The organism is Amycolatopsis sp. NPDC034160, assembly GCF_055575355.1.
On the sequence record NZ_JBVISU010000016.1, the window covers coordinates 159,288 to 183,646 of the forward strand.

Below are 24,359 nucleotides of genomic sequence, written 5' to 3' on the forward strand. Positions count from 1 at the left end.
TGCTCGGTACCGCTACAAGTACGCAATCCCCTACTGCCGCGTCTCGCCGTCCGGCCGGTCGTGCTCGGCCTCAGGCGGCCAGCGCGAAGTCGTTCTGGCAGGTGACGCGGGTGCCACGGGTGACGCGCGTGCCGCGAGTGACCCGGGTTCCGCAGGTGACGCGGGTGCCGCGAGTGACGCGCGTGCCACGGGTGACGCGCGTGCCGGCGGTGACGCGAGTGCCCCGGGTCACCCGGGTGCCACGGGTGCCACGGGTACCGGCGGTGACCCGGGTACCGCGAGTGACACGAGTACCGCGCGTAACCCGTGTGCCCGCCGTCACACGCGTGCCGGTGAAGAATTCAATTTCGAAGAGTGACGAAACGTCGTCGTTGATCGCCTGGCCGGGTGTCTGGGTGCTCTGCATGACATATCCTCCTGCGACCGGTGCGTTACCTGCTGGGGTGGGGGAGCTGGGCGCAAGGCCCGTACAGGTGAAAAAGCTACGAGGATTTCAAGGCCACGACAAGACGACAGCGCCGGGTGCGGCCGCCCGTACGTTGAGTTGCAACCTTTCGGCCTTGGGGGCTTCGGCTCAACGTGGGAGCGCTTTCGCGGCAAGCGGCGGACGGCCACCTCCGGCGGGCGAGCGGTCGGTGGCGCGGACCACGTCACAGGACCGGATGCGGCACGGCGTTCCGTCCCCGGGTCGGATACGCTCACGCGCGTGAACCTTGTCGAGACGATCCTGGTCTTCGCGGTGATCCCCTTGGTCATCTACGCGCTTTGCGGAGTGGCCACGCTGCGGTCGAAGGGCGCGGGCAACGCCCGGTACCGGCCGGGGCAGCCGTGGGAGTACCCGGCCATGTGGTGGAGCGCCAACCCCGAGGGTGTCGGCGCCAGGCATTCGCACGCGAACGTGGGCGGTGCGACCGCCGTCGGTGCGACGGACGGAACTTCGGTGACGGGAGGCGCTCGTGGCAACTGGTGAACTGACCCACGCGTCCGCAGCTGTCGACGAAGAGCCCGGTTACGGCGCCGCTGTTACCTCCAGCGGCCGGATTTCCGCCGCCAAGATGTACGAACCGGTTGGGCCGATCAGCCCATTCTCGACCCAGCAGCTTGCCCGGCTGGACGAGGCACTCACGCTGGCCAGCCGCGAGACCGGCCTCGACTTCAGTGTGTACCTCGGTGAGCTCGGCGACGACACCCGCGTGGCCGCCGAAGGCCTGCTGGCCTCGACCGACAACCCGGCCGACGCCGTGGTCGTCGCCGTGTCGCCCGGTCAGCGCGTCATCGAGATCGTGACGGGCTCGCAGGCCCGCTACCGCCTGCCCGACCGCGGCGCGAAGCTCGCCGTGGCCAGCATGGTGGCCTCCTTCAAGGAAGGCGACCTCATCGGCGGCCTCGTGAACGCCCTGCGCATGCTCAGTGACCAGGCCGGCTCGCCTCGGCACTGACGCTCGCTTCAAGCGCTTCCAAGTGCAATGAAGGGGCCTTTCCTCGCAAAATTTGCGAGGAAAGGCCCCTTCATTGCGTTACGGGACCAAGAGCGTCACCGGACTAAGCATCGGCCTGCGAGTCGAACTCACGGGCCGCCAGCGCGCGCACGATCCCGGCCCGGCCTTCCGAAACGAGACGGCGCAATGCCGCCGGGTGCTCCCCGGCCAGCCACGCGTCCGACGCCTCGACGGTCGACGGCTCGACCGCCCACGACGGGTACAGCCCGACCACGGTCGGCTGCGCCCGCTCGCTGGAGCGCCGCTGCCACACCTCGTCGACGACGTCGAAGTAGCGCGTCACGTAGTCGCCGAGCAGATGCTTCTGACCGGGGTGGGAGAACCCGGTGATCAGCGAGTCGCTGACCGCGTTGGGCAGCTCGTCGTCGTACACCGCCCGCTGCCACGCGTCGGCCTTCGCCTCGCTGGTCGGCCGGAGCGCCCGCGAGCGCTCCGCCTGACGCCGTCCGGCGGCGGTGTCGTCCTTGGCGAGTTCCGCGTCGATCTCGGCGTTCTCCGCCTTGCCGTGCGCGACCAGCGCCTGCAGCAGCCGCCAGCGCAGGTCGGTGTCGACGGTCAGGCCCTCCAGGGGGGCCGTGCCGTCGAGCCAGCCCGCGATGATCGCCAGCGTCTTCTCGTCGAGCACGCATCCGGCGAGCGAGTTCACGAACGCGAGCTGGTGGTCCGAACCGGCCTCGGCGCCCTGCGCCAGCTCCAGCAGCCGTCCGGAGAACTCCGGCCAGCCCTTGTCCGCCGCCCACGCCTTGTTCGCGTACGAGTTCAGCGCCGTCTGCGCCTGCAGCAGCAGCCGCTGCACCACGCCGACCTCGGTCTCGGTGTGCACGCCGCGCTGGACCAGCGTGACGAAGTCGCGGGCCTTGAGCTCGGCCTCCCGCGTCATCTCCCAGGCCGCCGACCAGCACAGGGTGCGGGGCAGCGGGTCGGTGATGTCGGCGATGCGGTCGATCAGCGTGGTCAGCGACGCCGGGTCGAGCCGCATCGTGCAGTAAGTCAGGTCGTCGTCGTTGACCAGCACGAGCTTGCCCGCTGGGAGACCGACCAGCTCCGGCACGTCGGTGCGTTCGCCGTCGACGTCGAGTTCGACGCGGTGCTTGCGGACGATCTTGCCGTTCTCGTCCTCGTCGTAGACGCCGACCGCGACGCGGTGCGTCCGCAGCTCACCGGCACCCGGCTTGGCGCCGGTCTGCGTGACCGCGAACGAGGTGTACGCGCCGTCCGCGCCGACCTCGTAGCGCGGGCTCAGCGAGTTGAGACCGGTGGTCTCCAGCCACTGCGCGCTCCACCACGACAGGTCGCGGCCCGAGGCCTCTTCCAGCGCGCCCAGCAGATCCGCCAGGGTCGCGTTGCCCCAGGCGTGCTTGCCGAAGTAGACCTTCAGGCCTTCGAGGAAGTGGTCGAGCCCGACGTAGGCGACGAGCTGCTTGAGCACGCTCGCGCCCTTGGCGTAGGTGATGCCGTCGAAGTTCACCTCGACCGCGTGCAGGTCGACGATGTCCGCGGCGATCGGATGCGTCGAGGGCAGCTGGTCCTGCCGGTACGCCCACGACTTCTCGATGTTCGCGAAGCTGGTCCACGCGTTCTTGTACTCGGTCGCCTCGGCCTGCGCGAGCACGCTCGCGAAGGTCGCGAACGACTCGTTCAGCCACAGGTCGTCCCACCAGCGCATGGTGACCAGGTCGCCGAACCACATGTGCGCCATCTCGTGCAGCAGCGTCTCGGCGCGGCGCTCGTAGGCGTAGCGCGTGACACGGCTGCGGAAGACGTAGTCCTCCAGGAAGGTCACGGCGCCCGCGTTCTCCATCGCGCCCGCGTTGAACTCCGGCACGAACAGCTGGTCGTACTTGGAGAACGGATACGGGGTGGCGAACTTCTCGTGATAGAAGGCGAAACCCTGCTTCGTCTCGGTGAACAGCCTGTCCGCGTCCATGTGCTCGGCGAGCGAAGCGCGGCAGTAGATGCCGAGCGGGATCGTGCGGTGGGCGTCGGAGTACTCGTCGCGCCACTCGCTGTACGGGCCGGCGATCAACGCGACCAGATAGGTCGAGATCCGCTCGGACACCTTGAACACGGTGCGGACGGCCCCTTCCGGGGTCTCCTCGGCCGACTCGATCAGCGCGTTCGAAATGACCTTCCAGTCCTTTGGCGCGAGCACGGTGAGCCGGTAGACCGACTTGAGGTCGGGCTGGTCGAAGCAGGCGAACATGCGCTTCGCGTCGGCGGTCTCGAACTGCGTGTAGAGGTAGACGCCGTCGTCGACCGGGTCGACGAACCGGTGCAGGCCCTCGCCGGTGTTCATGTACCGGCAGACCGCGTCCACGACGAGTTCGTTGGACTCGGCGAGCGACGGCAGGTCGACGCCCTTGTCCTCGACGTACCCGCTGACGTCGAGCTCCGTCCCGTTGAGGACGGCCGACTCGATCCCCTCGGCGACGATGTCGACCCACGACGCTTCGCCGCTTCTGGCGCTCGCGAACTTGATCGTCGTCTTCGACGTGAAGGTCTTCTCACCGGGACCGCCGCGGCCGTCGGTCAGATCCAGCTCGATGTCGTAGGACTCGACGTCGAGCAGATCCGCGCGCAGCTTGGCTTGGTCTCGGGTCAGATTGGGGGCGGGCACTGGCACCTCTGGTCATCGGTATCGGTTTTGGTTTCCAACTACAGGCATCCAATCATGTCGAGGGTGGTGCTGACGACGGGAACAACACCGACGGCCGCGATGTTGGCTCGCTGTGTAGCACTCTGTAGGCACCGCTCCACCAGACGATGGCATTGGGAGAACTTGATGACCGCCCCGTCCGAGATGACCAAGGTCGACTTCTACTTCGACCCGATCTGTCCCTTCGCCTGGATCAGCTCGCGCTGGATCCTCGAAGTGGAAAAGCACCGCTCGCTCGATCTGCGCTTCCGGATCATGAGCCTGTCCGAGCTCAACAGCGGTCGCGAGGACCTGCCTGAGCAGTACAAGGACCTGTTGAGCCAGGGCTGGGGCCCGGTCCGCGTCGCGACCGCGCTGGCGCAGAAGAACGGCGAGGAGGCCCTGCGCGACTTCTACACCGAGTTCGGCACGCGCCACCACAACCAGGGCGACAAGGACATCCCGAAGGTCATCAAGGAGACCCTCGAAGCCATCGGCGCCCCGGCCGAACTGGCCGCGGCTGCGGAGTCGACCGAGTACGACGAGGCGCTGAAAAAGAGTCACTACGAAGGTATGAATCCCGTCGGAATGGACGTCGGCACCCCGACCATCCACATCGACGGCGTCGCCTTCTTCGGCCCGGTGCTCAGCTCGATCCCGCGTGGCGAGGACGCCGTCAAGATCTTCGACGGCGCCCGCGCGCTCGCGAGCTACCCGGACTTCTTCGAACTTAAGCGCACCCGGAGCGGGGACCTGAACTTCGACTGAGTCGTCGAAAGCTAGGGGGTCTCCAGCGCGGCCCTGGTGACATCGTCGGGGTAGGGGGACTTCGCGACGGCTTCGTCCGTCGTGAGGTCTCCTGCCTTGAGCCGCGTTTTGAGCGCGACGAGTTCGCGCAGCCCATCGCGGTGCTTCGCGACGAACGCGGTGTCGACCGGGTCTCCGTGCCCGGCGACGACGATCCTCGGTTCCAGCGCGAGGATCGCGTCCATCACGTCCTGCCATCCGGTCAGTGAGCTGCCGTCGTTGAAGGAGAACGCGCTGAAGCCTGCTTCGGCGTTCTCGACGGCGTCGCCCGCGTAGAGGACGCCGGCGTCGGGCACGTGCACGAACAAATCGTGGTCGGTGTGGGCGTGGCCGAGGAACCGCAGCACGACCTCGCGACCGCCCAGGTCGATCTCGGCGGTGTCGGTGACCAGCCTGTCCGGCATGGTGAGATCGGTGCGTTCCAGCGCCTTCGCCATTTCGGGCCGGTTTTCCTCGAGGTAGTGCTCCATCCACTTCTGGCGGGAGCTTTCGCCGTACGTGGTCAGCTCGGTCAGGCACGCTTCGTGCGCCCAGACCTCGCACGGCAGGAAAGCCGTCGTGCCGAAGGCGTGGTCGAAATGCGCGTGGGTGTAGACGACCGACCACGGCAGCGGAGTGATCTCCCGCACCGCCGCGGCGAGTTCGGCGCCCTGGTCGACGTCACCTCGGACGTCGACGACCAGGCAGCGTTCCCTTCCGACGACCAGCCCGACGGTCAGGTCCAGCTCCTCGTAGCGACGGGCGTAGACGCCGTCCGCGAGTTCGAGCCAAGTCACAGGTCCTCCAGAATTCCGTTGCGCAGCACCGGAGCCGTGCTGCTCGTATCGAGTCGCGCGGCCAGGGTCACGTCGTTCCCGTGCCCGGCCGCGGCGAGTTCTCGCCCCGAAAAGCACTCTGCCAGTGCTCGGGGGATGTCGGTCGCTTCGGCGGCGACGGCCGCGAGGCGGGCTTCGGCGGACATGCGGCCGTAGCCGTCCAGCGCGGCGACGATCGCTCCCGCGCCGAGCTGATCCTCGACACACGGCCGCAGCGGCTCGAACGTCTTGGCTTCGGTGTGGAGGTCGATGCCCCAGCGTTCCCCGGCCGGGATGACCCCGATCGGACGTCCGTCCGCCAGTTCCGCCGCATGCGCGGCGACGGCTCTCGCGTTGCGCAGGCAATCCGCCAGCACGACGGCACCGGTCGTGGCGGCGGCGTCGCAGAGCGTGGCGCCGTTGGGGGAGGGGAGCGCGAGGAGGGTGCCGGAAGGGATTTCCGTCACAGACGAAGGGCGCAGACTCCACTCGCGTTCACCCGCGAGGACGGCGCCTCGCTCCTTCGCGGCGTCCGCGCCACGCCGATCGCGCCAGCGGACGGGCAGCACCCTTCCGCCGTTGCCGAGGACGAGATCCGTTGTGGTGCAGAAGGAAAGTACGTCGACGATGACGAGAACGGCGCAGTCCGCGCCCAGCGCGCCGACTCCTTCCGTTCCCCATTCGAGTCTGATGTCCACCCCCACAGCATGCTCGCCGGCGAACGTGATGGCAGACTCCGCACCGTGCGTGTTTACCTTGGCTCTGACCATGCCGGTTTCGAACTGAAGAACCACCTCGTGGCCCACCTCAAAGAGCAGGGTCACGACGTCGAGGACGTCGGTCCCTTCGTCTACGACGCGGCGGACGACTACCCGGCCTTCTGCATCGAGGCGGCCCGCCGGGTCGTCGCGGACGAGGGCAGCCTCGGCATCGTCGTCGGCGGTTCCGGCAACGGCGAGCAGATCGCGGCCAACAAGGTGAAGGGCGCTCGCGCCGGCCTCGCGTGGAGCGTCGAGACCGCGAAGCTCACCCGCGAGCACAACCACGCCCAGCTGATCGGCGTCGGCGCGCGGATGCACACCGCCGAAGAGGCGACCGAGATCGTCGAGGCGTTCCTCGCGACCCCGCCGAGCCCGGACGAGCGCCACGGCCGCCGGGTCCAGCAGATCGTCGACTACGAGAACACCGGCTGGCCGCCGCCGCTGCCCGAGCACTGACATGCCCGAGGGGCACACGCTCCATCGCCTCGCCCGTCTGCACAAGCGCCGTTTCGCCGGTCACCCGGTCGAAGTGAGCAGCCCGCAGGGACGGTTCGCCGCCGAAGCGTCCCGTTTGGACGGCCGCGTGTTGGTGAAGGCGGAGGCGTACGGGAAGCACCTGTTCCACGACTACGGTCCACACGGGACGGTGCACGTCCACCTCGGCCTCTACGGCACCTTCTCCGACGACGCCTTGCCGGTTTCGGATCCGGTGGGACAGGTGCGGATGCGGCTGGTCGGCCCGACGCATTCCGCCGACCTGCGCGGCCCGACCCGGTGCGAACTGCTCGACGCGCCCCAGGTCGACGCGATCAAGGCCCGGCTGGGCCCGGATCCGCTGCGCCGTGACGCGAAGCCGGACAAGGCGTGGGAGCGGATCTCGCGGTCCAAGACCTCAATCGCGGCGTTGCTGATGGACCAGTCGGTGCTGTCCGGGGTCGGCAACGTGTACCGCGCCGAAGTGTTGTTCCGGCACGGTGTCGCCCCGCTCCTGCCCGGCCGCGCGCTCGACCGCGGGCTGTGGGACGACATTTGGGCGGATCTCGTGACGCTCATGCGGCACGGTGTCCGGGTGGGACGGATCGACACGGTCGCGCCGGAACACCTGCCCGGGGTCACCGGCCGCGCGCCGCGGCAGGACCGGCACGGGGGCGAGGTCTACGTCTATCGCCGCGAAGGGCTGCCGTGCCTGGTCTGCGGGACGGCGGTGCTGCGCAGCGACCTGGCCGCGCGGAACCTCTTCTGGTGCCCGACCTGCCAGCCCGCTTGACGCGCTTCTGTCTCGTCCGTGCCACTGGTCCCGAATGCTATGAAAGGTCCTTTCCTTGCAAAATTTGCAAGGAAAGGACCTTTCATAGCGCTTGAAAAGACCTAAGCGGGCTAAAAGTCGAACCCGCCTCCGTCGAAGCCGCCACCGTCAAAACCGCCGCCATCGAAGCCACCGGCGTCCGCGCCCATGTCGCCCCCGGCGTCGCCACCCGCGTCCGCGGCCGCGTCTTCCTGGCCCGCGTCGTAGCCCGACTCCCAGGCCGACGCACTCGCGACCCCGGCCATCCCGGAGAACATCGCGCTGAACAGCAGCATCGATCCGAGGCCCCAGGCACCGGCGACGAGCGCGGGCTTCCACCACGGCTCGCTGTACCAGCCCTGCGGCACCGGACGGCCTGCCACTCGCCCGCCGGGGTAGTAGTGCGGCGTCCGCTGGCTCGGATCCGGCGAGGCCTCGTAGTGCTCGCCTTCGACGTCGACCGAGCGGTACTCGGTGACCTTGCCGGCGCGGTCGCGCTCTTCGCTGCCGGGCAGTTCCGGACCGGGATCCATGCCCATCGCGAGCCGGGCCGCGCGGACGTAATAGAGGCCCTCGATGGCGGTCTCACGCACCAGCCGGGCCTGCTCGACGGTCTGCGCCTGTTCCATCTGGGAACCCGCCGCGGTGAAGCGTTCGGACGCGTCCGCCATCGCCTGCTGGGAAGCGGTGTCCGTGCCGGTGATGTTCATGACCTGACCGCCGAGTCGCTCGACGAGGCGCCGTGCGTCCGCCTTCGCGTCGTCCAGCTGGCGCTTTTTGGCCGCCGCCTGGGATTTCGCGAAGTAGATACCGCCGCCGACCACGACGGCGAGGAGCACGATCAGGAAGATCGCGGTGCCCATGGGTTCACTCCAGGAATCGTTCGGCCTTTTGCTACGGACAACGCGGACCCTGTGTCGGGGGTTCCCGCCAGTGCTGCCGGTCACCGCGACCACTGGCGGGCGAAACTAGAACACGTTATAGTTCGACCTCATGAAGTTCACCCTGTCGATCGCGATGAATCCGCTCGATCAGCTGGGCGAGCTCGCCCGCGCCGCCGAAGAGGCCGGATTCTCCTCGATCGCGCTCCCGGATTCCCTGTTCTACTCCGAAACCGTTTCGGCCGACTATCCGTACACGCCCGACGGCAGCCGGTTCTGGACCGAGGAGACGCCCTGGGCCGATCCGCTGGTGGCGGCCGCGTCGATGGGCGCGGTCACCGAACGGCTCACCTTCTACACCTCCGTGCTCAAACTCGGTTCCCGCAACCCGGTGCTGCTGGCGCGCCAGGTCAACACGGTCGCGGCGCTGACCGGTGGCCGCTTCGGTCTCGGGCTCGGCGTCGGCTGGTCGCCGGAGGAGTTCCGTTGGTGCGGCGCGCCGTATGAGAAGCGCGGCAAGCGCGTGGACGAGGCCATCGACGTGCTGCGCCTGATCCTCGACGGCGGGATGGTCGAGTTTCACGGCGAGTTCTTCGACTTCGACAAGCTCCGGATGAGCCCGACGCCACCGTCGCGGGTGCCGTTCTACATCGGCGGCCACACCGAGGTCGCGTTGCGCCGGGCCGCGCGCGTCGGCGACGGCTGGTCGTCGGCGATGATGAAGTTCGACGACCTCCGCGACACCATCGCCCGGTTGCGTGCATTGCTGGCCGAACAGGGCCGCGCCGAAGACCCGTTCGAGTACCAGGCCGTCTGCATCGACAAGTTCGGCCTCGACGGTTACCGCGAGCAGGGCGACATCGGCGTCACCGACATCATCACCATGCCGTGGGTGTTCGACGGCCTCGGTTTCGACGCCGAAGTCGGCCCGAAGCTCGATTCCATCAAGAAGTTCGGCGACGAGATCATCGCGAAGATCGGAGACTGAGCCATGGGTGTCGACGTCTGCTGGGATCCGGCCGCCACGCAGCCGCCCGCACGCCAGGCCGCGTTCCGGTCGATGACCGCCGTCACCGCCGGGGACAAGGCCGCGTGGCTGGAACTCTTCGCCGGGGACGCCGTCGTCGAGGACCCGATCGGTCCGTCCATGTTCGACGAAGAAGGCAAAGGGCACCACGGCCACGACGGCATCAGTGCCTTCTGGGACAAGACGATCGCGAACGTCGAACGCTTCCAGTTCACCATCCGCGATTCGCACGCGGCCGGTGACGAGGTCGCGAACGTCGGCACGATCACGACGTACCTGCCCGGTGGCTATCGCGTCGACACCGACGGCGTTTTCGTCTACCGGGTACGCGAAGACGGGCTGATCGTGTCGATGCGGGCGTTCTGGGAGACCGAACGCGCGATGGCCACGGCCCGTCAAGAGAGCTGACCATGCGACGGCGGCTCGTGATCATGCTCTTGGCCGTCGTGGCCGCGGGCGTGGTCGCCGCCGTCGTGGTGAGGTCCCGGGAAGAACCGCTTCCGGCGGCACCCAGCCCGCCGCCTTCGGCACCGGCGACGACAGCGGAGCCACCCCTGGCTTTCTGTCCGGAGACCGCGGAATCGGATCGCGTGCGCTCCCCGTCCGGCCTCGACGGGAAAACGGAGCCGCGCACGCCGTCCGGCCCGCATCGGCTGGCCTATTTCGAGGTCGACGACAAGGGCATGAGCGACCACACCAGCACGGCCGCTCAGCATCTGCCGATGGGCACGTCCCAGCAGGGAGCCGTGCAGGTGGTGGTCTGCGAATACCCGAAACCGACCAACAAGCAAGTAGCCACCTGCGACGGGTACGAGCGACAAGGGAAGCCGCCCCTCTCCGTCGCGGTCACCGGTGTCCAGTACACCTACAAGGCCTACGACGCCGACAGCAAACGCCTGCTCGACACCTTCGTCCTGCCCGGGATCCGGGTGTGTCCGAGTTCGGTGACTACGTTCGACGATGTGCCCCGCGCCATCGAAGCCCGATCCGACTACACCGCGGTGATCGGCCGCCTGCTGCCGCATCTGCGCATGTGAGTTTCAGGAGAGCCGCTGCGCCCGAAGCGTCAGGTATCGCTTTTCGGGTTCGCTCGCGGTCTTCCCGGCGGCCCGCAGGTAGGCCTCCCGCGCGGCGCCGGTGTCGCCCGCCAGTTCCAGTAGATGTCCTCGTACGGAATCGAGCCGGTGAGTCTGGCTCATCCGGCTGTCGTCGTCGAGGGTGGAGAGCAGTTCGAGGCCCGCTTCCGGGCCGTGGACCTCGGCGACCGCGACGGCGCGGTTGAGCGTGACGACCGGTCCAGGCGAAACCTTCTCGAGGACGTCATAGAGCGCAAGGATCTGGGACCAGTCGGTGTCGGCCGCGGTGGCCGCTTCGTCGTGGACGGCGGCGATCGCGGCCTGTACCTGATAGGGCCCGACAGGCCCGGCTTCGAGCGCCCCGCTCACCAGCGAGACCCCTTCGGTGATCATCCCGGCGTCCCACCGTGAGCGGTCCTGATCGGCGAGAGGGATGAGCGAGCCGTCGTCGCCGGTCCGGGCGGCGCGGCGGGCGTCGGTCAGCAGCATGAGCGCGAGCAGGCCGGTGACCTCGTCCTCGTCGGGCATCAACCGGTGCAGGAGGCGGGTCAGCCGCACGGCCTCGGCGGTCAGGTCGGCGCGGTGCAGCTCGGGGCCGCCGCTGCTCGTGTAGCCCTCGTTGAACATCAGATACAGCACGTGGAGGACGACGCGGAGGCGTTCGGCGAGCTCGGCGGGCGGCGGCAGGACGAACTCCGCGCCCGCCTTCTTGATGGTCTGTTTCGCGCGGCTGACGCGCTGGGCCAGCGTCGATTCTCCGACCAGGAACGCACTCGCGATCTCGCCGGTGGTCAGGCCGCCGACCGCGCGCAGCGTGAGCGCGAGTTGCGACGGCGCGGACAAGGAAGGGTGGCAGCACAGGAAAAGGACGGTGAGGGTGTCGTCCGAATCGGACACAGTGCACGGTTCGCCTGGCTCGGCCGGGTCCATCAGCGCGGAGTTCTCCTCGCGCCGCCGCCGCGCGCTCTCGCTGCGCCACTCGTCCACCAGCCGCCGTGAAGCCACCGTCGCGAGCCAGGACTTCGGGTTGTCCGGGATGCCCTGCTCCGGCCATTGCTGCGCGGCCGAAAGCAGGGCCTCCTGGACGGCGTCCTCGCAGGCGTCGAACTGCCCGTGCCGCCGCGCCAGCAGACCGATGACCTGCGGCGCCAGCTCCCTGAGCAGCGCTTCCACCTGGCGTTCCACATTCACGACGCCAGTCTTACCGCATTTAGTCCTCTAAATGCGGTATCCGGGAGCAGGTCAGGCGTCCAGCTGTCGCGTGAACCGGGCACTTCGTTCGCAGCGGTCCTCGTAGCCCCGCGCGCGGTAGAAGGCGTGCGCGCCGGTCCGGTGGCGGGAACTGGTGACCTCTATGGCGTCGCAGCCCCAGCGCAGCGCCTCCGCTTCCGCCGCGGCGACCAGCTCACGTCCGACCCCGGTACCGCGCTGGGTCTCGTCCACCACCAAGGCCACGATGCGGCCCGCCGAGCCTTCCCGCTCGAAAAGCGGGATCGCGACCACCGCGACGACACCGACCACCGTGCCGTCCGATTCGGCGACGAACGCGGCACCTTCGGGATGACGCGACCAGCGCTCGATCCGGCGGCGCACGTCCTCCACGTCGTTGTCCGGATAACCCAGCTCGGCCAGCAGCGTGGTCACGGCGGGGGCGTCGGTGTCGAGGGCGTGGCGGATCTTCATGATCCTCATTAAAGCGGAGGGTCGCTGGCCGCCGCGCCGGCTTCCGAACCGGGCCAGCCGAGCCCGATCAGGGGTGAAACTCACAGGTCGAAGACCTTTGGTCGGGATGACAGGATTTGAACCTGCGACCCTCCGCTCCCAAAGCGGATGCGCTACCAAGCTGCGCCACATCCCGGGTCACACTCCCCGCGGCCGGATCTCCCGGGGGGTGTGCGCACAGCCTAGCGGGTGACGCTAAACTGATTTCGCACCCGGTACTCCGGGAGCATGCGGGTGTAGCTCAATGGTAGAGCCCTAGTCTTCCAAACTAGCTACGCGGGTTCGATTCCCGTCACCCGCTCCACAGCTCCACAGCTCCACAGCTCCACAGCCGAACCCGCAGGCCCTGGCCTGCGGGTTCTTTCGTGTCCGGACCAGCGTTGGGCTCGTGAGTGGTAATGACGGTTAGAACCGTCATTACCACTCACGAGACCTGACCGACGCCCTGCCGCGGCCTCAGCTCGTGCCAGTGCTGCCGTCGCCGTCGGTGGAGTCCCCGGAGTCCTCGGCGGCGGCCACGGCGACCTGTGAGAGGCCGCTGGAGGCCGCGTCCGCCTCCAGATGGGCCGCGATCAGGTCCAAGAGCTTGTCGGTGTCGACAGGCTTGGTCACGTAGTCGTCCGCTCCCGAAGCCAGCGTCCGGGCCTTGTCCTCCGCGGTCGCCTTCGCTGTGACGGCGATCACAGGAAGGTCTTCGTGTGCGGCTTCGGCGCGGATGGCGGTGATGGTGGCGTTGCCGTCCAGTTCGGGCATCATCACGTCCATCAGGACGAGCGCGGTGTCCTCGTGCCGTTCCAGTGCCCGGATGCCCGCGACGCCGGTCTCGGCGTAGATGACCTCCAGCCCGTTGCGTTCCAGCACGGCGGCCAGCGCGAAGACGTTGCGCAGGTCATCGTCGACGATCAGGATCTTCTCGCCGTGGAACCGCAGCGACGGCTTCACCGGGGTCACCGGCGGGACGGCCATGATCAGCGGGACCCCGCTCGCCTGCGTGGTCGGGACGACGAGGTTCGACGCGCTCACCGGCAGGTACAGGGTGAACGTGCTGCCCTTACCCGGCTCGCTGCGGACGCGGAGTTCGCCGCCGAGCAGTTCCGTCAGCTGCTGGCTGATCGACAGGCCCAGCCCGGTGCCGCCGTACTTGCGGCTGGTGGTGCCGTCGGCCTGGCGGAACGCGTCGAAGATGATCGCGAGTTTGTCCGGCGCGATGCCGATCCCGGTGTCTTCGACGGCGAACGCGAGGACGCCGGGGGCTTGGCGGAGCGAGTCGGCTTCGACCTCGCTCGGGTCGGCCATCCGGATGTGCAGGCGGACACCGCCCTCGTCGGTGAACTTCGCCGCGTTGGACAGCAGGTTCCGCAGCACCTGCTGCAGGCGGTGTTCGTCGGTGTGGATCGACGACGGCACCGGCGGGTCGATCAGGACGGCGAACTCCAGGCCCTTGTCCGAGGTGAGCGGACGGCAGATCGATTCGACGTACTCGACGAGTTCGGGCAGCGTCACGTCGGACATCTGCAGGTCCAGGTGACCGGCCTCGACCTTGGCCATGTCGAGGATGTCGTTGATCAGCTGCTGCAGGTCGCTGCCGGCCGAGTAGATCGTGCGCGCGAACTGGACCTGTTTCTCCGTCAGGTTCCCGTCCGGGTTCTCCGAGAGCAGTTTCGCCAGGATCAGCGCGCTGTTGAGCGGGGTCCGCAGCTCGTGCGACATGTTCGCCATGAACTCGGACTTGTACTGCGACGCCATGGTCAGCTGCCCGGCGCGCTCTTCGAGTTCCTGCCGGGCCTGCTCGATCTCGCTGTTCTTGACCTCGATGTCGCGGTTCTGCTGGGCCAGCAGTGCCGCCTTCTCCGCCAGATCGGTGTTGGACCGGCGCAGTTCCCGTTGCTGCGCCTGCAACTGCTCGGACCGCGCGCGCAGTTCCTGTGCCAGGCGCTGGGATTCGGTCAGCAGCGCCTCGGTGCGGGAGTTGGACTGGATGGTGCTGACGTTGACCGCGATGGTCTCCTTCAGCTGCTCCAGGAGGTCGATGTGGACGGTGCTGAAGGCGTTGATCGTCGCCAGTTCCAGCACGCCGAGCACCTCGCCCTGGAACAGCAGCGGCAGCACGATCACGTTGACCGGGGCGGCCGAACCCAGGCCGGAAGAGATCAGCGCGTACTCCGGCGGGGCCTCGTGGACCAGGATCGTGCGGCGGTCGACCGCGGCCTGTCCGATGAGCGACTCGCCGGGGGCGAACCGCAGGCCCGCCTGTGACTTCGCCAGCCCGTAGGTGGCGATGCTCTCCAGGACGGTTTCCTCTTGCTCGTCTTCGCGAGTGAGGAAGAACGCGCCCTGCTGCGCGGACACGAGCGGCGTCAGCTCACTGAGGATCAGCGACGCCACGGACGCGAGATCGCGGTGACCCTGCATGAGCGCGGACAGCCGGGCGAGGTTGGTCTTGAGCCAGTCCTGTTCGCGGTTGGCGCGGGTGGTCTCCTTCAGGTTCGCGATCATCTGGTTGATGTTGTCCTTGAGTTCGGCCACCTCCCCGGACGCGTCGACGGTGATGTGGCGGGTCAGATCGCCCGCGGTCACCGCGGTGGCCACCTGGGCGATCGCCCGCACCTGTGTGGTCAGGTTCCCGGCCAGCTGGTTCACGCTCTCGGTCAGCCGCGACCACGTGCCGGCGACGCCGGGCACCTCCGCCTGGCCGCCGAGCGTGCCGTCGGTGCCGACTTCGCGCGCGACCCGGGTGACTTCGGAGGCGAAGGACGACAGCTGGTCGACCATCGTGTTGATGGTCGTCTTGAGTTCGAGGATCTCGCCGCGGGCGTCGATGTCGATCTTCTTCGAAAGATCGCCCTGCGCCACCGCGGTGGTCACGGTCGCGATGCTGCGGACCTGGCCGGTCAGGTTGTCGGCCATGACGTTCACGTTGTCCGTCAACGCCTTCCACGTGCCCGCCACGTTCGGCACGCGGGCCTGGCCGCCGAGGATGCCTTCGGTGCCCACCTCACGGGCGACCCGGGTGACTTCGTCGGCGAACGCGCGCAGCGTCTCGACCATGCTGTTGATCGTCTCGGCGAGCACGGCGACCTCGCCCTGCGCGTCGATCGAGATCTTCTTCGACAGGTCGCCGTTCGCCACCGCCGTCGTCACCGTGGCGATGCTCCGCACCTGATCGGTGAGGTTGTCGGCCATGACGTTGACGTTGTCGGTGAGGTCCTTCCAGGTCCCCGCGACGCCGCGCACCTGCGCCTGGCCGCCGAGCTTGCCTTCCGTGCCCACCTCACGGGAGACACGGGTGACTTCGTCGGCGAAGGCCGAGAGCTGGTCGACCATCGTGTTGACGGTGTTCTTGAGCTCCAGGATCTCGCCGCGCGCGTCGACGATGATCTTCTGCGTCAGGTCGCCCTTCGCCACCGCCGTGGTGACCTGGGCGATGTTGCGGACCTGGTCGGTCAGGTTCTTCGCCATGAAGTTGACGTTGTCGGTGAGGTCCTTCCAGGTACCGGCGACACCGGGCACCTGTGCCTGACCGCCGAGCCGCCCGTCGCTGCCGACCTCGCGCGCCACGCGCGTGACCTCGTCGGCGAACGCCGACAGCTGGTCGACCATGGTGTTCAGCGTGTTCTTGAGTTCGAGGATCTCGCCGCGCGCGTCGACGGCGATCTTCTGCGACAGGTCGCCCTTCGCCACCGCGGTCGCCACCTGGGCGATGTTGCGGACCTGCGCGGTGAGGTTGTTCGCCATGAAGTTGACCGACCCGGTGAGGTCGCGCCACGTCCCGGCGACGCCGGGGACCTGCGCCTGCCCGCCGAGCTGACCTTCCGTGCCGACTTCGCGCGCCACGCGCGTGACCTCGTCGGCGAAGGCCGAAAGCTGGTCGACCATCGTGTTGACGGTCGTCTTCAGTTCGAGGATCTCGCCGCGGGCGTCGACCGTGATCTTCTGCGTCAGGTCGCCCTTCGCGACGGCGGTGGTGACCTGGGCGATGTTGCGGACCTGGTGGGTGAGGTTGTCCGCCATCTGGTTCACCGAGTCGGTGAGCCCGCGCCACGTGCCCGCCACGCCGGGGACCTCGGCCTGTCCGCCGAGGCGGCCTTCGCTGCCGACCTCGCGCGCCACGCGCGTGACCTCGTCGGCGAACGCCGAGAGCTGGTCGACCATGGTGTTCAGGGTGTTCTTGAGTTCGAGGATCTCGCCCTTGGCGTCGACGTTGATCTTCTGCGACAGGTCGCCCTTCGCCACCGCCGTGGCCACCTGGGCGATGTTGCGGACCTGGTCGGTCAGGTTGTCCGCCATCAGGTTCACCGAATCGGTGAGGTCGCGCCACGTGCCGGCCGCGCCGGGAACCTGCGCCTGACCACCGAGACGGCCTTCACTGCCGACCTCTCGGGAGACGCGGGTGACTTCGTCGGCGAAGGCCGAGAGCTGGTCGACCATGATGTTGACGGTGTTCTTGAGCTCCAGGATCTCGCCGCGCGCGTCGACGTTGATCTTCTGGGTCAGGTCGCCGCGTGCCACCGCGGTGGTGACCTGGGCGATGTTGCGGACCTGGTCGGTCAGGTTGCTGGCCATGACGTTGACGTTGTCGGTCAGATCACGCCAGGTGCCCGCCACGCCGGGAACCTCGGCCTGGCCGCCGAGACGGCCTTCCGTGGCGATCTCACGGGCCACTCTGGTGACTTCGGTCGCGAAGCGTGACAGCTGCTTGATCAGGCCGTTCAGCGTTTTGGCGACCTCGAAGAACTGACCTTGCAGCGGCCGCCCGCCGACTTCCAGCGGCATCGTCTCGGACAGATCACCCTCGGCCACCGCGCCGAGGACCCGGTTGAGCTCGGCAGTGGGCCTGCTCACGTCCTCGATCAGCCCGTTCACCACGTCGACCGCGGTCGCCCAGCCGCCGGGACCGATCTCGGCCGCGACGCGCTCGGTCAGCCTGCCTTCCTTGCCGACCGCCTCGCGGACGCGCAGGAGTTCGGCCACCAGCCGCTGGTTGCGTTCGGCGATGTCGTTGAAAGCGCCCGCGAGCTGGGCCGCGAGCCCGTCACCGTGCGCCACGAACCGCCGCCGGAAGTTGCCGTCCCCGAGGTCACGGGCCGCCGCGAGCAGGCGTTCCAGGGTCGCTTCATCCACCTGAACGCCACCACCTTCCACGGGGGTCCGGTGCCTTTGGGAGTGCTGTGTCATCTGTGTCGACCCTCTCCACCACGCATGCCAAGCCATGGTCGTCGCATCAGCGTGCCATGATTCGACCTACACTTCGAGCCAGTCCGCCCGCTCACGCTGCGCTACCCGCCAGGCAGGAGGAGGTCCGGGAATGGTGTCACGGCCGGCCCCGGCCTCGACGTCGCTCCCCTTGGAGCCGTCGGCAGGGGCGAGTGAGGGCGCGCTGCCCGAATCCGGGAGGTTCTGGCGCGAGCTGCTCGAAGACGTGCGTGACGCCGTGCTCGTGCAGGACGTCGACGGCGCGCTGCGCTGGTCGAATCCCGCCGCCCGTGAGCTGTTCGGTGGCGGCCGCCCGGTGCTGACCGCGGAAGGCCCCGAGGTCGGCCACGTCGAGCACACCGGCCGCCGGTTCCCGGCGCGGATCCGGACGCTGCCCGGCGGCTGGCACGCGTGGACAGTGACCTCCGAGGTCGCCGCCGACGGCCCGCGCGTGGACGGCTTCCTCGCCGCTTCGGCGCCCCGGCTCGCCTCCGCGCGGGGACGGCACGGGACGGCGAAGGTGATCGCCGAACTCGCCGCCGCCGAACTCGCCGACTGCGTGTTCGTCCTGCTGCCGACCACCCGCGGCCGGTGGGAGTGGTGGAGCTGCGACCGCCGCTCCACCCACGGGCACGGCCGCATTCGCCGTGTCCCGGCCCAGCTGGCGCCGGTCCTGGCCGGAACCTTCGCCTCCACCGAGGAACCCCAGATCAAGACCGTCCCGGAGGAGGAGGTCGCGACGCTGCCCGCGGTCGTCGCGGAGCGGCTCTCCGTCCATCCGTCGGTGACCGTGGTCTCACTGGGGCTCGACGGCGGCGCCGGGGTCACCGGCGCGGTCGTGTTCGGCAGGCGCGGCGCGCCCGCGTTCGGCGAGGACCACCCGCGCGCGGTGGTCGAATTCGCTCGCGCGGCCGGGACGGCCCTGGCGAACGCGCACCGCTACGCCCGCCAGGAAGAGGCCACCCGCGGCCTGGAGACCACGCTGCGCCCGACGCCGCCGCCGGAGGTCCCCGGCGTCAAGTTCGACGTCTGGTACGAGCCCTCGGGCGGGCTGCTCGACGTCGGCGGCGACTTCTACGACGTCCTGCCGCGTGAGGACGGCGGCGCGACCTTCGTGCTCGGCGACGTCTGCGGCAAGGGCGCCGAGGCGGCCGCGCTCACCGGCCGGGTCCGGCAGACCATCGCCGCGCTCAACCTCGTCGAACAGGACGGCACCACGCTGCTGAGCCTGCTCAACGCCCTGCTGATCAGCGGCGGCAGTGGCCGGTTCGCGACACTGGTGCTCGGTTCGGTGCTGGCCGGGGACGACGGGCCCGCCCTCACCCTGGCCTCGGGCGGGCATCCCGCGCCGCTGGTGGTGCGCCGCCACGGCGGGGTCGACGAGATCACCCTGCCCGGCACCCTGGTCGGGATCTCCCCGCAGGCCCGGTTCGCCGAGACGACCATCCGGCTGGCCGAGGGTGACGTCTGCCTGCTCTACACCGACGGCATCACCGAGGCACGCCATCACGAGCGGCCGTCGGACCTGTTCGGGGACGAACGGCTGCGTGAACTGCTGATCGGCTGCCGGGGCCTCTCCGGTCGCGAAGTGGTCCGCCGGGTGCGTTCCGCGGTGCGGGAGTGGCTCGGCAGCGGGACGCACGACGACATCGCCGTCCTCGCCATCGAGGCCACCGCGCCGGTCTCACGAGCCGCCGAGTAGCCGCACCACCGCGCGTTCGACGATCGTCCGCGCCTCGTTCGGATCGGACACCTTCGCGGCCCGCCGTACCGCGCGTTCGATGGTCCGGTCCTTTTCGTACGCCTCGATCACCCTCGGGTCCACATAGGACCGTCTCGCGACCGCGGGCGTATTGCCGAGTCCTTCGGCGACTTCCGTCATCACCGCCTTCTCGACGCGCTTCAACCCTCGTTCGCTGGCGGGCTTTTCCGTGTTCGCGAAGGCCGAAGCGGCGAGCACGGTGGCGTTCCAGGTCCGCAGATCCTTCGCGGTGAAGTCCTCGCCCGCGAGTTCCTTGAGCCGTTCGTTGATGTCGTCGGCCTTCACCTCGTGCCAGCCCGCCCCGTTGCGATAGGCGAGCAGGCGGATGTCACCGCCGCGGACCCGCCGGAGCGAGCGGACCAGCCGCACGAGACTGTCGTCGCGCAACCGCACCTTCCGCTGGATCCCGTGCTTCGCCGGGTAGTCGCAGACAAGGCATTCACCGCGGAGTTCGACGTGTTCGCACAGCAGTGTCGCCACCCCGTGCGTGCCGTGCTCGTCGGCGTAGCTCTCGCCGCCGGTCCGGAACACGCCGAGGTCGATCATCCGCAGTGCCCCGGCGAGGACGCGTTCGCGAGTGAGGCCCCGGGAGTCGAGATCTTCCTGGACGGCTTCGCGGAGCCGGGGGAGTTTCCGCGCCAAGGCGAGGACGCGTTCGTGCTTCTCTTCGTCCCGGGCTCGTCGCCACTCGGGGTGGTAGAGGTACTGGCGCCGTCCGGCGTCGTCCACTCCGACGGCCTGGATGTGGTCGTTCTCGTGCGGGGAGATCCACACGCGCCGCCAGGCGGGCGGAATCGCCAGCGCGGTGATTCGCTCGATCGTGTCCTTGTCCGTCAGCGGCTCGCCGTCGGTGGTCAGATAGCCGAAGCCGCGACCCCTGCGCCGCCTCTGGATGCCGGGGGACCCGAGGTTCGCTCGCCGAAGTCGCATGCGCGGGGAATACCCGGGTGACCGTGATCCATGCCCATGGTTCGGCGCGGCCGGCGCGGGGTAGTCCGGGGGCGAAGACGACCCAAGGAGGGAAACCCATGACGACATCGCTGAACGGACGCCGCGTGGCCATCCTGGCGGCGGACGGCGTGGAACAGGTCGAACTGGTCGAACCGCGGAAGGCGGTCACCGACGCGGGGGCCACGGCCGAAGTCGTCTCGCTGGAACCCGGCGAGATCCAGGCCATGAACGGTGACATCGACAAGGCCGACAAGTTCACGGTGGACCGGGTCGTCAAGGACGTCTCGGTCGACGACTTCGACGCGCTCGTCCTCCCCGGTGGCACGATGAATCCCGACAATCTGCGCGCCGACGAGAACGCGGTCCGATTCGTCCGCGATTTCGTGAACAGTGGCAAACCGGTCGGGGTCATCTGCCACGGGCCGTGGACGCTGGTCGAGGCCGACGTCGTCCGCGGCCGCACGCTCACGTCCTATCCCAGCGTGCGCACCGACATCCGCAACGCCGGCGGGACCGTCGTCGACCAGGAGGTCGTCAACGACAACGGCCTGATCTCCAGCCGGAACCCCGGCGACCTGCCCGCCTTCTGCGCCGCGATCGTGTCGGAATTCGGGAAATGACCTTCGGGCGCGGCGAAATCGACTGGCGCCCGTGACTTCGCTGGAGGACCCTTGGTGGCAGAGAAGGAGGTGCCGCGATGACCGTGCATGCCAGACGCTACGGCCGTTGGTGCCGTGAGCATTTCGACACCGAACCGGGGTCCGGCCAGGAGAACTCCGCCCAGCAGGCGATGGAGACTTCCACCGCCGCGAACGTCACCGATGCCCAGGCCGAGCAGGCCCAGGCCGGTGACGTCCCGCAGGGGAGACCGGGCTCCCTCAGCTGAGGGTCCGCCGGTACCAGACGCGCTTCGGGCCCGGCAGGCCGATCCGTGAGACCAGATCGGTCACCACGCCGCCGATGATCAGCCACAGCAAGGCGGCGAGACCGTCGTTGAGCAGAGTGCGGAGTTTGGGGCCGTCCGGGGTGAACAGATTGCGCAGCCCGAGCGAGACCCCGCGCGACCACTGGTCGATCAGCTGCGCGAACCCGTTGCCGGGATTGGCCTCGCCGAAGACGAGCAGGATGTGCACGAGCAGTACCAGCGCGAAGATCCAGCACACCGCGTGGACGATGGCGTTGACGACGCGGACGACGCGGATTCGGGCAGGTGTCTGCTCGACGATCTCCTCCTGCGGCTCACGCGGGTCGTTGAGGTAGGTCATCGCCGTCTCCCATCATCGTCCACAGTGGACATCCCGGTCGGGCGGGCGCTCAGCCGGGGTCCGGGGTGGTCGTCTTCGTCTTGGTCCTCGTCTTGCTCGGTCTGTCCGGGGAGCTGGGCCCCGGCTTGGCCGAGGACGGGCGGTCCGCCGTCGAGGTGACACCGCCGTTTTCGCCGGTGGCCGGCGGATTCGTGGTCACCGGCACCTGGTCGGTCACCACGACGGTGCCGCCGGAGGCTTTCGTCCCGGGTGCGGGCACCTCGACGACCTCCGTGGACGGCGGGTTCTCGCCCGCGACCGGACCGGAGGTCGCGCTCGTCGCGGGCGGGATCATCCCTTCGGGCGGCGAAAGGGGTTTCGCCTCGTTCTGGTTGACCGCCAGCAGTACGCCGATGGTGATCGCGGCGGCGGGCGCGCTGATGGCGGCGACCACGGCCGCTCGCTTGCGCCCGACCGGGGCGAGGAGGGCGACCGCCGTGCCGGTGGAGTCTTCCAGCAGGATCCGCGCGATCGCCGCCGCGGTCGGCCGCTGCGCCGGCTTGCGTGTGGTCATCCCGCGCAGCAGGGTGGTCATCGTGGTGGACAGCCCGTCGGGGATCCGCGGCTGACGGTGCAGCCGTCCGACCGCGGCCTCGACCGGCGTCCCGGTGTACTCGCGTTCGCCGGACAGGCATTCCAGCAGGACCAGCCCGAGCGCGTAGACGTCGGCGGGCGGGCCGACCTTCTCACCGCGGACCTGTTCGGGGGCCATGTACGCCGCCGTGCCGACGACACCGCCGGTCTCGGTCACCCTGGTCGCGTCGAAGGCGTGCGCGACACCGAAGTCGCCGATCAGCGGGCCGTCGTCGGCCATCAGGATGTTCGCCGGCTTGAGATCGCGGTGGGTGATGCCGTGGGCGTGGACGTGCGCGAGCGCGTCCGCCAGCCGGGCGGCCAGGTCGACGACCGCGGCCTGGGAGAGCGGGCCGGACCGCAGGCGCTGGGCCAGGTTCGGCCCGTCGACCAGCCGCATCGTGAGATAGCTGTAGCCGTCGTCGGAGCCCGCGTCGTACAGCGGGACGAGTCCGGGATGGCGAACCGCGCTGAGGGTCTGGATCTCCTGCTCACGGCGCCGCTGGTCGCGGGTCATGGTGTCGGCGTGGAAGAGCTTCAGCGCGACCTCACGCCCTTCGCGCAGGTCGTAGGCGCGGAACACCCGCGCTGTCGCGCCACGGCCGAGCAGATCCCCCACCTCGTACCGGCCCGCGAGGCGGTGCGGGAGATGGTCCGGGTCGTGGACGTTCAGGGTGAAGCGGCGTTGCGTGGTACCGGCGTCGAGGTCTTCGTCTTCCTCACCACCAGCGCGCGCACCCGCGTCATCCATCGGTGCTACCTCCGTCTCACCGGCCGAACGACGTATACCCGGTCCGGCGCCGGGCGAAACAAGGCTTGCGAGCGTACCGGAGGTGAACAATGGGTTCACTTCGAATGGCGGGCAACCCCGGCGAGGGCCGGACGTCTCGTGGTCATGAAGCCGAACCGGTGGGCCGCGCTCGCCGCCACCGCCCTGACCGCCCTGGCCGTCCTCGCCCCGGCAGCCACCGCCGATTCGTTGGTGCCCAAGGGTTTCGCTCCCGCGTCGACGAGCTGGACCGGACCGAGACTCGGCTTCGTCCTCGGGTTCTCGCCCTGTGGGAAGCCGGGATGGTGCGCGTCGCTGCTGTCGACCACCGACGGCGGGGAGCGGTGGCGACAGGTCGGCGCGCCGCCGATCTCGTTGCCGGACAACCACAACCAGGTCAAACTCACGGTGATCGGCGACCGTGACCTCTTCCTCTCCGACGGCACCCGGCTGCTCGCCAGTCGCGACGGCGGCGTCAAGTGGTCCCGCGTCCGGCTCGCCGGCGTCCAGGAGCCCTTCTATATTTCGAAAATAACCGAATCGGGGCCGCGCGTGTTCGCGATGGTCACCGGTTTCGGCAGCCCGTCGACGACGACGTTGTACGCCGGGCTCGCCGGTACCCGGGTCCTTTTGCCGGTCCCGGGGTTCACCGTCACCGGTTCCGCGACCTACGGCGACGTCGCCGTGAGCGGTGGCGTGCAGGTCTCCATGGGGGCGGATTACCGCGTCCAGAAGTACTGGACGTCCGCCGACGGCCTCACCTTCGCGAGCGCGCCGCCGCCGTGCCCGCCGGACAGTTCGGCTTCGTTGAGCGGAATCCGGCGGGGTCAGGTGCTGGCGTTGTGCAGCGGGGGACCGGGCAGGCCGCAGCCGGGGGCGACCGTCCGGCGGTTGTGGCGGGCGCCGAAGCTCGGCGGGACGTTCACCGGGACGGCGCAAGCGCCCACGCTCGGGATCAACCAGAGTTTCAGCGCCGCGTCACCCTCGGCGGCGACCGTCGCGGCGGAGGGCGGCGGCACCGGCTTCCTGCACAGCACCACGGACGGCGGCGCGACCTGGAAGACGGCGGTGCTCAGCGGCCGCGGGGTGTGCCTCAACGACCTCGACTTCCCCGACGAGCGCGTCGGGGTGGTGGTCGACGGCCTGCCTGACGCCGAGGGTGGATCGGCCCTCTACCGCACCACCGACGGCGGCGTCACCTGGAGTGAACTCGCCTTCGCTTGACGCGACCCTGCCCGCATGACTGATCACCGCAGGTAGGCAAGGCCCTGAGGGAGGTTCACGAACCCACACGCCATGTCGTAATCTGAGTACTGTCCG

23 protein-coding genes and 2 tRNA genes are annotated in these 24,359 nt (G+C 69.0%); 13 read left to right on the forward strand and 12 right to left on the reverse strand.

Annotated features, from left to right (window positions below):
• Positions 1-70: 70 nt before the first annotated feature.
• The gene (locus ACZ54P_RS28415) at positions 71-406 is read right to left on the reverse strand and encodes a hypothetical protein (RefSeq protein ID WP_465464634.1); all 336 of its coding nucleotides are present in this window, start codon (positions 404-406) and stop codon (positions 71-73) included.
• 300 nt (positions 407-706) lie between these two features.
• Here ACZ54P_RS28415 and ctaJ point away from each other — a divergent pair, with 300 nt between their 5' ends.
• Both ctaJ and ACZ54P_RS28425 read left to right on the forward strand, forming a co-directional pair.
• Positions 707-970, forward strand: a complete 264-nt coding sequence (gene ctaJ / locus ACZ54P_RS28420; RefSeq protein ID WP_465464635.1) for an aa3-type cytochrome oxidase subunit CtaJ — start codon at positions 707-709, stop codon at positions 968-970.
• On the forward strand, positions 957-1,439 hold the full coding sequence (locus ACZ54P_RS28425) for a DUF5130 family protein (protein ID WP_465464636.1): 483 nt from the start codon (positions 957-959) through the stop codon (positions 1,437-1,439). Before ctaJ ends, ACZ54P_RS28425 begins: the two co-directional genes overlap by 14 nt.
• Positions 1,440-1,542: 103 nt before the next feature.
• On the opposite strand, the gene pepN is transcribed toward ACZ54P_RS28425, so the two are convergent.
• A complete protein-coding gene (gene pepN, locus ACZ54P_RS28430) occupies positions 1,543-4,116 on the reverse strand; it encodes an aminopeptidase N (protein WP_465464637.1) in 2,574 nt (857 codons plus the stop codon).
• A 165-nt stretch (positions 4,117-4,281) separates the two neighbouring features.
• Here pepN and ACZ54P_RS28435 point away from each other — a divergent pair, with 165 nt between their 5' ends.
• Entirely contained in the window at positions 4,282-4,902 is a 621-nt protein-coding gene (locus ACZ54P_RS28435) for a mycothiol-dependent nitroreductase Rv2466c family protein (RefSeq protein ID WP_465464638.1), read from the forward strand.
• An 11-nt stretch (positions 4,903-4,913) separates the two neighbouring features.
• Here ACZ54P_RS28435 and ACZ54P_RS28440 read toward each other — a convergent pair whose 3' ends face one another.
• A complete protein-coding gene (locus tag ACZ54P_RS28440) occupies positions 4,914-5,717 on the reverse strand; it encodes an MBL fold metallo-hydrolase (protein WP_465464639.1) in 804 nt (267 codons plus the stop codon).
• Positions 5,714-6,433, reverse strand: coding sequence for a 2-phosphosulfolactate phosphatase (locus ACZ54P_RS28445; protein ID WP_465464640.1), 720 nt, complete (start codon positions 6,431-6,433; stop codon positions 5,714-5,716). Before ACZ54P_RS28445 ends, ACZ54P_RS28440 begins: the two co-directional genes overlap by 4 nt.
• Before the next feature lie 45 nt (positions 6,434-6,478).
• Here ACZ54P_RS28445 and ACZ54P_RS28450 point away from each other — a divergent pair, with 45 nt between their 5' ends.
• A complete protein-coding gene (locus ACZ54P_RS28450) occupies positions 6,479-6,952 on the forward strand; it encodes a ribose-5-phosphate isomerase (RefSeq protein ID WP_465464641.1) in 474 nt (157 codons plus the stop codon).
• A gap of 1 nt (position 6,953) precedes the next feature.
• A complete protein-coding gene (locus tag ACZ54P_RS28455) occupies positions 6,954-7,763 on the forward strand; it encodes an Fpg/Nei family DNA glycosylase (RefSeq protein ID WP_465464642.1) in 810 nt (269 codons plus the stop codon).
• A gap of 110 nt (positions 7,764-7,873) precedes the next feature.
• Here ACZ54P_RS28455 and ACZ54P_RS28460 read toward each other — a convergent pair whose 3' ends face one another.
• Positions 7,874-8,644: a hypothetical protein gene (locus tag ACZ54P_RS28460; protein ID WP_465464643.1), complete on the reverse strand. Its 771-nt coding sequence runs from the start codon at positions 8,642-8,644 to the stop codon at positions 7,874-7,876.
• A gap of 130 nt (positions 8,645-8,774) precedes the next feature.
• Between ACZ54P_RS28460 and ACZ54P_RS28465 the strand changes: the two genes are divergently transcribed.
• From ACZ54P_RS28465 to ACZ54P_RS28475, 3 genes are read left to right on the forward strand one after another with little or no spacing between them, the layout of a single operon-like run.
• On the forward strand, positions 8,775-9,650 hold the full coding sequence (locus tag ACZ54P_RS28465) for an LLM class F420-dependent oxidoreductase (RefSeq protein ID WP_465464644.1): 876 nt from the start codon (positions 8,775-8,777) through the stop codon (positions 9,648-9,650).
• 3 nt (positions 9,651-9,653) lie between these two features.
• Positions 9,654-10,097 carry a nuclear transport factor 2 family protein gene (locus ACZ54P_RS28470; protein ID WP_465464645.1) on the forward strand — a complete coding sequence of 148 codons (444 nt, stop codon included), beginning with the start codon at positions 9,654-9,656 and terminating at the stop codon, positions 10,095-10,097.
• A 2-nt stretch (positions 10,098-10,099) separates the two neighbouring features.
• A complete protein-coding gene (locus ACZ54P_RS28475; RefSeq protein ID WP_465464646.1) occupies positions 10,100-10,726 on the forward strand; it encodes a hypothetical protein in 627 nt (208 codons plus the stop codon).
• Positions 10,727-10,729: 3 nt separating this feature from the next.
• On the opposite strand, the gene ACZ54P_RS28480 is transcribed toward ACZ54P_RS28475, so the two are convergent.
• From ACZ54P_RS28480 to ACZ54P_RS28490, 3 genes are all read right to left on the reverse strand, one after another.
• Complete coding sequence (locus ACZ54P_RS28480; protein WP_465464647.1) at positions 10,730-11,956, reverse strand: RNA polymerase sigma factor; 1,227 nt, start codon at positions 11,954-11,956, stop codon at positions 10,730-10,732.
• Between the two features lie 51 nt (positions 11,957-12,007).
• Positions 12,008-12,448, reverse strand: coding sequence for a GNAT family N-acetyltransferase (locus ACZ54P_RS28485; protein ID WP_465464648.1), 441 nt, complete (start codon positions 12,446-12,448; stop codon positions 12,008-12,010).
• 98 nt (positions 12,449-12,546) lie between these two features.
• Positions 12,547-12,623, reverse strand: a tRNA-Pro gene (locus tag ACZ54P_RS28490).
• A 94-nt stretch (positions 12,624-12,717) separates the two neighbouring features.
• On the opposite strand from ACZ54P_RS28490, the gene ACZ54P_RS28495 reads away from it, so the two are divergent.
• Positions 12,718-12,791: transfer RNA gene (locus tag ACZ54P_RS28495), tRNA-Gly, on the forward strand.
• Positions 12,792-12,943: 152 nt separating this feature from the next.
• Here the strand turns inward: ACZ54P_RS28495 and ACZ54P_RS28500 are convergent.
• Positions 12,944-17,662 carry a HAMP domain-containing protein gene (locus tag ACZ54P_RS28500; protein WP_465464649.1) on the reverse strand — a complete coding sequence of 1,573 codons (4,719 nt, stop codon included), beginning with the start codon at positions 17,660-17,662 and terminating at the stop codon, positions 12,944-12,946.
• 130 nt (positions 17,663-17,792) lie between these two features.
• On the opposite strand from ACZ54P_RS28500, the gene ACZ54P_RS28505 reads away from it, so the two are divergent.
• Positions 17,793-19,382: a SpoIIE family protein phosphatase gene (locus tag ACZ54P_RS28505; protein ID WP_465464650.1), complete on the forward strand. Its 1,590-nt coding sequence runs from the start codon at positions 17,793-17,795 to the stop codon at positions 19,380-19,382.
• Here the strand turns inward: ACZ54P_RS28505 and ACZ54P_RS28510 are convergent.
• Positions 19,365-20,372, reverse strand: a complete 1,008-nt coding sequence (locus ACZ54P_RS28510; RefSeq protein ID WP_465464651.1) for a DNA topoisomerase IB — start codon at positions 20,370-20,372, stop codon at positions 19,365-19,367. The genes ACZ54P_RS28505 and ACZ54P_RS28510 overlap by 18 nt on opposite strands.
• Before the next feature lie 98 nt (positions 20,373-20,470).
• Between ACZ54P_RS28510 and ACZ54P_RS28515 the strand changes: the two genes are divergently transcribed.
• Together ACZ54P_RS28515 and ACZ54P_RS28520 are read left to right on the forward strand one after the other, a co-directional pair.
• On the forward strand, positions 20,471-21,013 hold the full coding sequence (locus ACZ54P_RS28515) for a type 1 glutamine amidotransferase domain-containing protein (protein WP_465464652.1): 543 nt from the start codon (positions 20,471-20,473) through the stop codon (positions 21,011-21,013).
• A 77-nt stretch (positions 21,014-21,090) separates the two neighbouring features.
• The gene (locus ACZ54P_RS28520) at positions 21,091-21,279 is read left to right on the forward strand and encodes a hypothetical protein (protein ID WP_465464653.1); all 189 of its coding nucleotides are present in this window, start codon (positions 21,091-21,093) and stop codon (positions 21,277-21,279) included.
• Here ACZ54P_RS28520 and ACZ54P_RS28525 read toward each other — a convergent pair.
• Positions 21,272-21,658 carry a hypothetical protein gene (locus ACZ54P_RS28525; RefSeq protein ID WP_465464654.1) on the reverse strand — a complete coding sequence of 129 codons (387 nt, stop codon included), beginning with the start codon at positions 21,656-21,658 and terminating at the stop codon, positions 21,272-21,274. The genes ACZ54P_RS28520 and ACZ54P_RS28525 overlap by 8 nt on opposite strands.
• 49 nt (positions 21,659-21,707) lie before the next feature.
• The gene (locus ACZ54P_RS28530; protein ID WP_465464655.1) at positions 21,708-23,021 is read right to left on the reverse strand and encodes a serine/threonine-protein kinase; all 1,314 of its coding nucleotides are present in this window, start codon (positions 23,019-23,021) and stop codon (positions 21,708-21,710) included.
• A gap of 144 nt (positions 23,022-23,165) precedes the next feature.
• Between ACZ54P_RS28530 and ACZ54P_RS28535 the strand changes: the two genes are divergently transcribed.
• Entirely contained in the window at positions 23,166-24,263 is a 1,098-nt protein-coding gene (locus ACZ54P_RS28535; protein WP_465464656.1) for a sialidase family protein, read from the forward strand.
• The last annotated feature ends 96 nt before the right edge of the window (positions 24,264-24,359 follow it).

Bases quoted from the DNA above. Each gene is read 5' to 3' on its own strand.
- ACZ54P_RS28415 (WP_465464634.1), bottom strand. From the start codon at position 406: ATGCAGAGCACCCAGACACCCGGCCAGGCGATCAACGACGACGTTTCG.
- ACZ54P_RS28435 (WP_465464638.1), top strand. From the start codon at position 4,282: ATGACCGCCCCGTCCGAGATGACCAAGGTCGACTTCTACTTCGACCCG.
- ACZ54P_RS28455 (WP_465464642.1), top strand. From the start codon at position 6,954: ATGCCCGAGGGGCACACGCTCCATCGCCTCGCCCGTCTGCACAAGCGC.
- ACZ54P_RS28460 (WP_465464643.1), bottom strand. From the start codon at position 8,644: ATGGGCACCGCGATCTTCCTGATCGTGCTCCTCGCCGTCGTGGTCGGC.
- ACZ54P_RS28465 (WP_465464644.1), top strand. From the start codon at position 8,775: ATGAAGTTCACCCTGTCGATCGCGATGAATCCGCTCGATCAGCTGGGC.
- ACZ54P_RS28470 (WP_465464645.1), top strand. From the start codon at position 9,654: ATGGGTGTCGACGTCTGCTGGGATCCGGCCGCCACGCAGCCGCCCGCA.
- ACZ54P_RS28475 (WP_465464646.1), top strand. From the start codon at position 10,100: ATGCGACGGCGGCTCGTGATCATGCTCTTGGCCGTCGTGGCCGCGGGC.
- ACZ54P_RS28485 (WP_465464648.1), bottom strand. From the start codon at position 12,448: ATGAAGATCCGCCACGCCCTCGACACCGACGCCCCCGCCGTGACCACG.
- ACZ54P_RS28500 (WP_465464649.1), bottom strand. From the start codon at position 17,662: ATGACACAGCACTCCCAAAGGCACCGGACCCCCGTGGAAGGTGGTGGC.
- ACZ54P_RS28505 (WP_465464650.1), top strand. From the start codon at position 17,793: ATGGTGTCACGGCCGGCCCCGGCCTCGACGTCGCTCCCCTTGGAGCCG.
- ACZ54P_RS28510 (WP_465464651.1), bottom strand. From the start codon at position 20,372: ATGCGACTTCGGCGAGCGAACCTCGGGTCCCCCGGCATCCAGAGGCGG.
- ACZ54P_RS28515 (WP_465464652.1), top strand. From the start codon at position 20,471: ATGACGACATCGCTGAACGGACGCCGCGTGGCCATCCTGGCGGCGGAC.
- ACZ54P_RS28520 (WP_465464653.1), top strand. From the start codon at position 21,091: ATGACCGTGCATGCCAGACGCTACGGCCGTTGGTGCCGTGAGCATTTC.
- ACZ54P_RS28525 (WP_465464654.1), bottom strand. From the start codon at position 21,658: ATGACCTACCTCAACGACCCGCGTGAGCCGCAGGAGGAGATCGTCGAG.
- ACZ54P_RS28530 (WP_465464655.1), bottom strand. From the start codon at position 23,021: ATGGATGACGCGGGTGCGCGCGCTGGTGGTGAGGAAGACGAAGACCTC.
- ACZ54P_RS28535 (WP_465464656.1), top strand. From the start codon at position 23,166: ATGAAGCCGAACCGGTGGGCCGCGCTCGCCGCCACCGCCCTGACCGCC.